This is a genomic window from Bacillus sp. GB_SG_008, from assembly GCF_052038115.1.
Taxonomy (GTDB): Bacteria; Bacillota; Bacilli; order Bacillales; family Bacillaceae_G; genus Bacillus_A; species Bacillus_A rhizoplanae.
This window is the reverse complement of record NZ_JBPZSK010000001.1, coordinates 982,842-994,033: the sequence shown is the minus strand read 5'-3', so window position 1 is coordinate 994,033 and position 11,192 is coordinate 982,842. Positions and strand designations below refer to the sequence as shown.

Sequence of the window (11,192 nt, the reverse complement as noted above, 5' to 3'; positions counted from 1 at the left end):
TTCACATAATTCCCGTCAGCGGAAGTTAACAATAGTTTCCTTCTTCATCAACTCCAATTGGATAATATGGCATAGATTTTATAATCTCATACAGTTCTTGGTGCGTTCCTGATAACCAATCTACAACAAAATCTCTCGGATTAGCGTACTCATCTTCACCTAGCATATTTAGTTCTTCACATTTCAACCAATATTTCCTTAAGACAGCAATAATGCGTCCTTGAGTAGAGATAGGTCCAAATCTCTCTTGAATCCATTTTTCTAACTCTTGCTTACTTTCGAATTTATCCTGATTTATCTTACGAATTCTTTCAAATCGTTCTTTTTCTTCGATAACAGCCTTCATTAGTTCAAAAACGTAATCTTGAAATAACTCATCGTATTTAGACATTCTTATTTTCTCCTTCTAAAATCGAATCTGTTTAGTTTTAGCTTACGGAACATCTAAGATAAAAAGCCATATAGAATGTATGTATACCCTATACATATCGAGTTAACATAACGCAACATGAAAGGAAGATTTCAACCTTTGCATGACCTTTTCCTAGTAAACTATTGACTTTCAAAGCAAAATCAATGAATTGTTGCATTGGTAAAATAATATCAGGCTCATAGTGCTTCCGTTTAAAAAAACTTTGCTTCTTCACACTGAACACCATCCCTTTTCTAGATTGATAGTATCAGTATGTCCAAGTTTTAGGGATTAATCGCAATTGTGCCCTGTTTTTTGCACAAGAACCGATTTTTGCCATATGATAATTTCTCTATCTAATTGTTGGCTGATTTTTATTATCTGTGGATCTGATAAGCTTTTCTCCTTTGCGAATTCATACATGTCATGGCGATGTTCATCAATACTCTTGTTTAGAGCTAATAATTTTCTCAAATCATTAACTTTACTCACCTCTCAATCTTTACCAATTTCTTCATAAATATAAATAATAGTTCTGGTGCAAACATCGAATTTTATCAAAATATGAACAAAAATATAAGTAATATTATGAATATTAAAATTATTTTACCGTTAATATTTGGTATAAGGTTTTCATTCTGAATAAAAATTGCTGATGGAGTAAGTAATATTCATGTTGAGTTAGCTATCTAATTCTTTTTGCACCTCAATCCTCCTGAGCGGCTGTCTTTTCAAATGTCGTCTCTTTCCTAATGGATTGCATGAAGTATCCTCCAATTCCGAAATTTTTTTCAATCTTGCTCCTCTTCTTTCCTTTGGAGCTTTGAACCCGTTATTTTGATTGACTCTTCAATAGGTCATCCACCTCATTTCATTGTGTTATAAACTTCAGAAGTTACAGTTTATTACGCAAGAATTATGCCAATTTTTAATTAATTGAAATATCCTACTAAACACTGATATTTAGTCAGTTTTTAAGTTGTTTTATTAGTATTGGGCCAGTTTTTAAGTTTCTTTATTGGTTATTGGATAACCTATAATATAACCATTATTATATTTTGATCTCTCCATTGTCTCTCCTCTTAAAACCCTTTTTTTAGAATAAAAATAATCTAAAAACAAACCTAAAACTATAAATAAAAAACTCCTATCAGAGTATTTCAAGGAAACCAGATCGCTATTAGAGGAAGTTTTTTATCCTGATAGGAAAATTCGTTCGTTTTTCACGCTTTTTCTAATTTAAATTTTCCTATGCAAAAAAAAAAAAAAAAAATGCAAGTACCAAACCTGGAGTTGCATTTTTTTTATTTAAATTATAATTTACGAAGAAGGTGGGCAATCAAGGCGGCCCTAACGGGAAGCTGATTGATTTCAATATGCTCATGTTCGGCATGGTTACCTTCTCCCACTGGACCTAACCCATCTAGCGTTGGAATGCCTAATGCGGAAGTGAAGTTCCCATCACTGCCCCCACCTACTGATTCCTCAGTCAAGTGAAATCCTAATTCAGATGAGCATGTTTTTGCCAGATTAAACAATTTTTCATTTTGAGCTGTTTTTTCCATAGGCGGGCGGACAACTCCACCTGAAACCTGTAAGGATATCCCTTCCTGATGCGGCTTTAGCCCATAAATGATTTCCGAAACACGCTCCCCCTCACCGAGCTGGCTGATTCGCAGATCCACAGCCAGTTCCGCTTGTTCTGCTACCACATTTTCGGAGCTTCCGCCTTGTACCACGCCGACATTTAGAGTTGTATCCGACTCATAATCGGTAAGTGAGTGCAAGAATAAAATCTGATGAGCCATTTCCTGTATCGCGCTAATTCCATTCTGATGATCCTGCCCTGCATGCGCTGCTTTTCCTTTAATCTTGATAGAAAACTTGCCAACCCCTTTTCGGACTGTTTTAAGTGCACCTGTATGTGGTGCTGCTGGCTCCGGAACGAGAACAACCTCGCTCTTTAAAGCTTCACGTTCAATCAACGCCCTAGACATTTTGCTTCCAAGCTCTTCATCGCTGGTGCAAAGGAAAACGATCTTTTTGTTTAAGGAAATTCCCAACTCACGGCAGGCTTTCAGCGCCCAAAGAGCTTGGGTAATTCCTCCTTTCATATCCAGGATGCCTGGCCCATACGCCTTGTTTCCCTCTACTCGGTAGGAAAGCCTTCCCACCTCCCAGACAGTGTCAAAATGGCATATGATTAAGATTTGGGCATCGCCTTCCCCATAACTAAACCGCAGCTGATTCCCCGCATGCTCTTGGGGAATCACTTCCGCCTCAACGTCAAGATACTTCTTAAACAGCTGTTGAATCACTTCTCCACATTGATCCACCTGTACTTTCGAATGCGAAGGCGATTCAGCTAGCACAAGTGTTTTTAGATCCTCCATAATCTCTTCTTGGTGTTGTTTTAAATATTCTAGTACTTTATCCATATTTGGAGTCTCCTTTATTTATCGTTAATTTCTTAGAAAGGTCCCCAGTTGATCATCATACCGATAATGATGAAAATACATGAGAGAACAAACCAAACTGCCGTTAATGGAAGCATGAACTTCAGCCATTTTCCATAAGAGATGCCGCTCATTGCTAGTACACCCATCAGCACACCGGATGTCGGATTGATTGTGTTTACTACCCCTTCCCCAAACATAACCGCCTGGACAGTTACTTGACGCGTAATATGCATCAAATCTGCCAAAGGGATAAGAATCGGCATCAACACAGTAGATTCCCCAGAACCGGAAGAAATCAAAAAGTGCAGAGCCGCACTTCCAATAAACATTCCAATCGAACCGGCAATCGGAGATAACGGTTCAAGGAGTTTTGCCAATTCATTGACGATGGTATCTAATATCTTTGCATCCTCAAGGATTATACCTACTGCTCTGGCCATCCCCACAATGAGAGCTCCATAGACCATTTGTTTACAGCCTTGAATAAATGTAAATGCAATATCATTTGCACTCATTCGCGCGATTAAACCAACGCCGATGGCAATAAAAATGAAAAGACCAGCCATTTCATTTTCCGTCCATTTAAATACCTGAGAGAAAATCATAAAACCTAATAAGGATAATCCCGCAAACGATAAAATTAGCTTTTGCTGCAAGGAAACCGTTACCGTAGTCGCTACTTCATCACCTTTCTCTGCAATCTCAGAAGCGAACGATTCTGGACCGAGGATACTCTTGTTTGGGTCTTTTCGAATTTTGCGTGCATACATATATATATATATAATAGTAGCAGCCAGAAACGCTAGGTAGATAATGACCCGGTAGCCCATTCCCGAGAAAAGCGGAAGGTGGGCAATACGCTGGGATAGCCCAAGCGTTTGAGGAGCAAAAACAGGTACGTTCCAACCAGCATAGGTTCCTAGATAAATAAGGGCAACGCCGAAAATAGGATCCAATTTCAACTCACGTGCGACAAGTAACCCTAACGGGATGAAAGCGATTACAGCATTGGTGACAATTCCAGTTGTTCCTAAAACAGAAAATATCAATCCTACAGGGATAATTAAAAATAGCAAGCGATTTTTCAATCGGATAAGGGTGGACTTAAGAAACGCATCGAGCGCACCCGATTTTTCAATGATAGCTAAAGCTCCGCTTGTAAATAGGATAAGGAAAATAATCGGTGCGCCTTTCACCATTCCGTTTTGAATCGTAGTAAAGAAATCTACGAAACCAGTGGGATTTGAATGAACATGGTGATAACTTCCAGGCACCGTCATGGAAATATCTCCCTTTTTTATCTTTGTAAATTGACCTGCCGGTAGAATGTATGTCGCAATAGCGCAGATTAATGCAACGAAAAATAATAAAACATAAGCGTCAGGCTGTACGAATTTTCTTTTCTTCTCCGCTTTCTCCTGACCGGCTGTCTTTTCAACTGCTATCTCTTTCCTAATAGATTGCATGAAGTTTCCCCCAATTCCAAAATTCTTTTTTCATCTTGCTCCTCTTCTTTCCTTTGGAGCTTTGACCCCCTTATTTTGATTGACTCTTGAACAGGTCATCCCCCTCATTTCATTGTGTTATAAAGTTTAGCGCTTACATTTTCTTTTAAGCAAGAATCATGCCAACTTTAAATACTACAAATAATCTATTAAATACTGATCTCCGGTCAGTTTATAGGATGTTTTATTGGTTATTGGATAACCTATAATATAACCATTATTATATTATGAACAAATTTCATAAAAATAGATTATAAAAAAGTCGTAAAAATAAAGGGTGATACATATTAGTCACGCATAATATGTATCGCCCTTTTAATTGTTGTTCAACAATCGCACCTAGAGTTAGTATAGTCATATGGACACAACTTAGTTAAGTCCTTACAATGGGTTTCATGGAAGAAGTGTCGCACTTAGATTAATAAACCGTCATTTAATAATACCCGTCCCTGTTATTTCTGTTTCGATTTTAGTGTTTATATCAATAGTGGGGAACGTATCTGTCCAATCAATCTCCTTCCATGTTTCAGGATGATACGCCATCACTTTCCTGCCTATTCCAAAGTAATCACAATTTGCTTGTTGTAGTTCCTTTATGACAAATTCAGCTTTTTGTGTTAATTGCTTGGAGATCTCTTTATTCAATTTCTTTATTACAGTTTGCTTGTAAAAATGATCTAGCGGATATTCCATTGCCGTGATATTAATTTTCAAGGTAATTTCAGCTGAGATTTTATGAAGTTTATCTACTTTCACTTTTAAAGTATGATCCTTTAAAAAAGTGCTGGTCGATATGAATTGATTCTGATGCCGTGCCTCTTCCGGATTAACCTTAAGGGTAAATCTTGCAACATCCCCTTCTTCTCCATTTAGATATAACAAGGTCGTCGCATCTTCACCTTTCAATACCTTACCCGTAAACACCCTATCATGAAAAAGGGCCATTCCCAGTATTTTAAAAGAGTCTGATCCTTCTTTAATAATATATGGCAATGCAAAGTCTTTCCCGGGATCAAATAAATCCGGGCAAATCGATTGAATGGTTTCACTTGGAATAAGGGTATGTTCTTCTGATCTATTGACAGCTTCCAGCAGTTTTTGACTTATAAAAACTTCTTTTGACTTCTTAATGCTCAAAAGTTCTTTTGCCGTACCTCTGGCAATCAACAGTTTCGCCGATAAAGAATTCCTAGGATCTCTATAGAGAATATCTAAGTTAGGATAAATATCCTTTTTAGCTAAATCTTCTCCCATGACAAGAACCCTTAATTTATTTGGAGCATATTCTCCGCCTAATTGTTTTTCGATACCTGCCCGTGTTTCTCGAAATGTATTTCCAATTGCACTATAAATGACGTTTGTTGAAGAGGGTTTTCCAGTCCCGCCACTTTCTGCTTTAGGGGCCCGAATGACTGCCGTATTGACTACTTTCTCGCCTTCGGCTGCGTCAAGACCGATTCCCAAAACTAAGCTATTATCCTTTAATAGATGCTGATCCCAACACCCTGTTAATAACCATAAGATGCTAACGAAGCAGATGGCCGTTTTTTTTCTCATATAGATGAACTCCTATAGCTGAACTTCTTCCTTACTATGGATATGAGTAACGTAAGTAGTGGAATAAAGAGAAGAAAGGCATAACTTCCAAAAGAAACATATTTTCCAAATTGTTCAATTTTGAACTCGGAGGAAAAAAATAACCCAATCAGAAACGCAATCAGCGGCAAGTACCATACGGGGTACTTTCTTTGTCCTTTATGAAGCATATTCGCTGCTCCTGTACTAGAAAGATATAAATAGGTGACGAAAGATGTAGACATAGGAATAATCCAAATAGATAAAAAGATTAAATCCAGTCTCTCTGTCCATTGAAAATTGACTGCTTTCAATATATATAAAACAGGTTCTGGAAGAATCTTGATCTCCTCAGGGCTAAATATCAAATAACAGCTTACCGTAAAATAGACATATAACAAAGTGACCATCATATTTGCCAACAAAATGCTTTTTAATGATTGTTTATATGTACCTTCAACGCAGGGTAAAATCACCAGCATTAATTCGAATCCTATCATGGCCACCATCGCATCATGGGCACCTATAACCATATTTCTCAATCCTGATTGGCCAATTGGGAATAGGTACGCGAATTGAATATTAGTCAAAAATGAGAACCAAGGAAGTGCAGTGGATAAAATGATTAACCCAGTAACAAGTGTGTAAAACCGGGCTAAGACCCGCAAATTGTTTTGACCAATATAGATCCCCGTTACAATTAATAGCAATACGAGAATCGAAAAAGGTGTATAATCTAAAATCCATTTTTTTAAAAAATTTGAAAACCTAAGAGCCAATAAAGACATAACAAGCACAAAGAAAATGATATATAAAAAATTAATAAACTTCCCCAGATACTTACCAAAAACAATAACCGTAATCTCATAGAAGTTCTTTCCTTTAAATCCCCAAAGTAAAATCCATAATAGTAAAATCAATAGTTGTATACTAGTGCCAGCGATAAGAATAGATATCCAGCCATCACTTTTGGTATGTTTATGAACACTAAATGGTAGTGATAGTAGCCCGCTTGCTACTTGGGATTGAAAAATCATAAAAAATAATTGTTTTTGGGTAATACTCTTTTCATTCATTTCGTTTCCATCCTCTAAGATTGCCTATTCTGATGATATCCTTTGGCCGTGTACTGGTAGGTCTTTTAATAAATTTCCAAAGCGGAAGGCGGATAATAGTACCTTTATTTTCTGATAACTTAAAAGGTGCTAAGGGCGAAAAATAGGGTGTACCAAAGGATTCTAACTTACATAAATGAACGAGAATCATCATTAACCCGATCACAATCCCGATAAAGCCAAATAAAGAAGAAGCGACCATAAGAGGGAAACCAAGCAAGCGAATCGATGTTCCCATCTCAGTTACTGGAACGGTATAGGAAGCCACTGCTGTTAAAGCCACAACCACAATCATGGAATTCGATACTAAATTAGCCTCCACTACCGCAGTCCCGATGACTAAACCGCCAACCACACCAATCGTTTGGGCAATCGGACTTGGCAAACGAGTAGACGCCTCAGTTAACAGTTCCAAGATAATAAGCATGGACATGGCTTCCACAATGGGGGCAACGGGTACATATTCTAATGTTCCTTTTAAAGCAAATAAAAGTTCAAATGGGATTACCTCATAATGAAAGGAAACCACTGCAATGTATACAGCAGGTAACCCAATCGCAATCATAATACTTAATATACGGAATAACGTAATGAAAGAACCAATCAGCCAACGATTATTATAATCGTCAGGTGATTGTAAAAAAGCAAAGAAATTAATGGGTGCAATAATGGCCGTTGGACTCCCCTCTGATAAAATGGCAAACCTTCCTTCCATCAGGTTAGACGTCACCCGATCTGGCCGTTCCGTATTTAACATTTGCGGAAAAGGGGAAAATGCTTCATCTTCAATACATTCCTGGATGTGTCCAGGTGATTGAATATAATCAACTTTTAAGTAAGATAATCGGCGAAACAATTCATTGACAATGTCGTTGTTGATCAAACCCTCTAAATAGATAATCGCAATCTTCGTGTGGGATCTCTCTCCCAGCGTCATATACCTTACCATTAGATTCGGATTTTTAACGGACCTTCGAACTAATTGAATGTTCGTTTCTAAACTTTCAATAAAGCCATCATGTGAACCCCTTAACACTTTTTCACTTAAAGGCTCTTGAATCGCTCTCTTTTCAAAAGCTGAAGTATAGAAAACAGCTGCGTAGTTCTTACCTTCAGAAATGAAAATAGAATATCCATCTAAAAGTAAACTAGTGGCATCATATAAGTTAACGATTTTCTTGTCGCATATGATTTCATCGTTACTGCTATTAATGCGAGTTAAAACTTTATCGGAGATTTTCTCTAAATCGACCAGGGATTCAATAAAAAGCAGACAACCATGTTCAGATAAATCATGAATAATGAGATCTTCTGTATGAACAAGTGAACTTTTGATAAAGAGTATGTCGTCATCTACTTTGGCAGAGAAAGATTTTACTTCTTTGTTTTGGAAGTTTTCACATTCATTCGAAGTTTTCACTTTTTTCATCCATTTTCTAAGCATGAAAAAACATCCTTTACTCACTTTTTAACAATTTATATTAGCATTTCCAGTACAAATAAGGATTATTCTATTTAATGACTATCACGGATGTGTTTACCTTACTTTTACTTTTCAAGAAATATATAAAAAAAGAAGTTAGTACTTAAACCAACTTCTTTCCATTATTCATTTATCGCAAAAGAATTTGTCCACAGTAGAGTTTATAATCATAAGGACACAACTTAGTTGAGTCCTTACAATGGGTTTCAAGGAGGAAGTGTCCGTATGATAACACTTGTATCGAGTCATTTCACGCTATTTTAAAGAAAGAAGAAGTATATCGCACAAAATATGTCACATTTGAACACGCAAACTTAGCACTATTTCAATACATCGAGGGATGATATAACCGCAAGAGGATTCATAGTAGCATTGGTTATAAAACTCCCCAAGCAATAGAAGATCTGGTTAAGAGGTAGCTTAGATTTAACTTTTTTGTGTCCAAAATATTGACTCAAATCCACTCTACCATTAGTAGTCTCTATACGTACCACAAAACATCGAACCTATAAATTACGGATAACTAACAAAAAGCATGACATACAATTGTCATGCTTTTTTATCTATTAAAATATTCTTCTCTTACATTATCATTTTTTTAGTATAATAACGTAAAAATTCATTAATTCAGTAGTACTTTTCATTCTTTATACTAACTTTCAACAGTATAAACAATTTTCATTACTCAGTAGCGAACTTTTTTCCCTTTTCACAAAAATCCTACATCACCCGCTTAAACATCTTCTCCAGTTCATAAGTCGAATGATGCACAATAATCGGTCTGCCATGCGGACATGTATATGGATTTGTTGTTGTTCGCAGTTCTTCTAATAAGGCGAAGATTTGATCGTTCGTTAAATATTGATTTGCTTTAATAGATGCCTTGCAGCTCATCATAATAGCTGCTTCTTCGCGCAGTTTTTTAATATCAACCTTTTTCAATTTCAATACTTGCTGCATCATTTCATCAATGATTTCCATTTCTTGTCCTTTTGGAAACCATGTTGGATGTGAACGTACAATGAACGATTGATGGCCGAATTGCTCTAGGAATAATCCTACTTTTTTCAGTTCTTCTAGTTGTTCTTCTACTCGTAAAAATTCATTGAGTGATAGATCAATTCTATATGGAACGAGTAATTCTTGTACCTCTGGTGCAACTTGTCCTACTTTATCACGGAAATATTCATAGTTAATGCGCTCCTGAGCTGCATGCTGGTCAATCATATATAAACCTTTATCATTTTGAGCAAAAATATATGTTCCGTGCATTTGCCCAATTGGATAAAGCGGTGGTAAATCGTTTCCGTTCATTTCGATTTCTTGCATTTCTTCCAGTTCTTCTAACTCAAAATCTTCCTCACGCTCTTCCCACTCATTCTCTTGTGGAAGCGGTTCTTCTACAATTGGCTTGGACGGTTGCCAATTGTTTTCTTCTTTTACGAGAGATTGTGGTGGCTGCCATTCTTGCTTTGGTGGATTCCAAAGCGGTGACTGTTGCTTTGGCTTTTCTTCTTCTTGCTCATCCATTCCACTTGGTAAAACAATATTTGGCATCGATGGTTCTTTCGGTTTTGTATGCTCAAATTGAAACTGTTCCTGAACACTTTCATCTTTTTCTTTTTTCTTTGTCGTAACACCAGCATCAGGAATGAGCTGAATTTTTTTAAAGGCATCTTGCAATGCTTTTTCAATAAGCTGCAATAGTTCCTGTTCTTTACTGAAGCGAACCTCTAGTTTTGCTGGATGAACATTCACATCAACTAACATCGGATCCATTTCAATCGATAAAAAGCCAATCGGATAACGTCCAACAGGTAGCAATGTGTGATAGCCTTGCTGCACAGCTTTCATTAAGACATAGTTCCGAACGTAACGACCATTCACAATCGTTGACATATAGTTACGAGATGCACGCGTTACTTCTGGCAACGTTACATAACCACGAATCGTAAAGTCTAGCGATTCTGCTTCAATTGGAATTAGTTTTTTCGCGACTTGAATGCTGTAAATTGCAGCAAGAACTTGTCTTACATCACCATTTCCTGATGTATGAAGCAGTTTTTTCTCATTGTGAAACAAACGCAGAGAGACCTCTGGATGTGATAGAGCAATGCGGTATACAATATCCGTTATGTTTCCAAGCTCTGTATGAATCGTTTTCATATATTTTAAACGTGCTGGTGTGTTAAAAAACAGGTTTTGAACCGTAATATCTGTTCCTTTACGGCTCGCTGTTTTTTCTTGTTTCAAAATCTCGCCACCTTTAATAACAAGGTGTGTTCCTGGCGCATCCCCTGTGCTCGTTACTAACTCTAATTCACTAACAGACGCAATACTCGGCAATGCTTCACCACGAAAACCAAGCGTCCGAATACGAAACAAATCATTTTCATCTTTAATTTTACTTGTTGCATGTCGTTCAAAAGCAACGATACAGTCTTCTTCAGCAATTCCATCTCCATTATCGATGATGCGAATTTTCGATAATCCAGCTTCTTCTAAGTGGATTTCAATAGATGTACTATTCGCATCGATGGAATTTTCGACAAGTTCTTTTACAACTGAAGCAGGTCGTTCTACTACTTCTCCCGCTGCAATTAAGTTAGAAAGTTGATCATCGAGTTTGCGAATTTTCCCCAT

Annotated in this window: 9 protein-coding genes and 1 pseudogene; 1 reads left to right on the top strand and 9 read right to left on the bottom strand. The window is 37.0% G+C overall.

Annotation, left to right across the window (positions count from 1 at the left end; genetic code table 11):
* Positions 1-25: 25 nt before the first annotated feature.
* From ACTDJC_RS05030 to ACTDJC_RS04995, 8 genes are all read right to left on the bottom strand, one after another.
* Positions 26-391 (bottom strand): hypothetical protein, encoded by a 366-nt coding sequence (locus ACTDJC_RS05030; protein ID WP_440602766.1) that lies wholly within the window; start codon positions 389-391, stop codon positions 26-28.
* Between the two features lie 88 nt (positions 392-479).
* Positions 480-647: a hypothetical protein gene (locus tag ACTDJC_RS05025; RefSeq protein WP_440602765.1), complete on the bottom strand. Its 168-nt coding sequence runs from the start codon at positions 645-647 to the stop codon at positions 480-482.
* A 56-nt stretch (positions 648-703) separates the two neighbouring features.
* Positions 704-904: an aspartyl-phosphate phosphatase Spo0E family protein gene (locus ACTDJC_RS05020; protein WP_440602764.1), complete on the bottom strand. Its 201-nt coding sequence runs from the start codon at positions 902-904 to the stop codon at positions 704-706.
* A gap of 821 nt (positions 905-1,725) precedes the next feature.
* Positions 1,726-2,850: a M20 family metallopeptidase gene (locus tag ACTDJC_RS05015; protein WP_440602763.1), complete on the bottom strand. Its 1,125-nt coding sequence runs from the start codon at positions 2,848-2,850 to the stop codon at positions 1,726-1,728.
* Positions 2,851-2,882: 32 nt separating this feature from the next.
* Complete coding sequence (locus ACTDJC_RS05010; protein WP_440602762.1) at positions 2,883-4,337, bottom strand: YfcC family protein; 1,455 nt, start codon at positions 4,335-4,337, stop codon at positions 2,883-2,885.
* A 468-nt stretch (positions 4,338-4,805) separates the two neighbouring features.
* Positions 4,806-5,933: a Ger(x)C family spore germination protein gene (locus ACTDJC_RS05005; RefSeq protein WP_440602761.1), complete on the bottom strand. Its 1,128-nt coding sequence runs from the start codon at positions 5,931-5,933 to the stop codon at positions 4,806-4,808.
* Entirely contained in the window at positions 5,930-7,027 is a 1,098-nt protein-coding gene (locus ACTDJC_RS05000; protein ID WP_440602760.1) for a GerAB/ArcD/ProY family transporter, read from the bottom strand. Before ACTDJC_RS05000 ends, ACTDJC_RS05005 begins: the two co-directional genes overlap by 4 nt.
* On the bottom strand, positions 7,020-8,510 hold the full coding sequence (locus ACTDJC_RS04995) for a spore germination protein (RefSeq protein WP_440602759.1): 1,491 nt from the start codon (positions 8,508-8,510) through the stop codon (positions 7,020-7,022). Before ACTDJC_RS04995 ends, ACTDJC_RS05000 begins: the two co-directional genes overlap by 8 nt.
* A 245-nt stretch (positions 8,511-8,755) precedes the next feature.
* Between ACTDJC_RS04995 and ACTDJC_RS04990 the strand changes: the two are divergent.
* Positions 8,756-8,968: pseudogene (locus tag ACTDJC_RS04990) on the top strand (integrase core domain-containing protein); the annotation flags it as partial.
* A 301-nt stretch (positions 8,969-9,269) separates the two neighbouring features.
* Here the strand turns inward: ACTDJC_RS04990 and mutL are convergent.
* A complete protein-coding gene (gene mutL / locus ACTDJC_RS04985; protein ID WP_440602758.1) occupies positions 9,270-11,192 on the bottom strand; it encodes a DNA mismatch repair endonuclease MutL in 1,923 nt (640 codons plus the stop codon).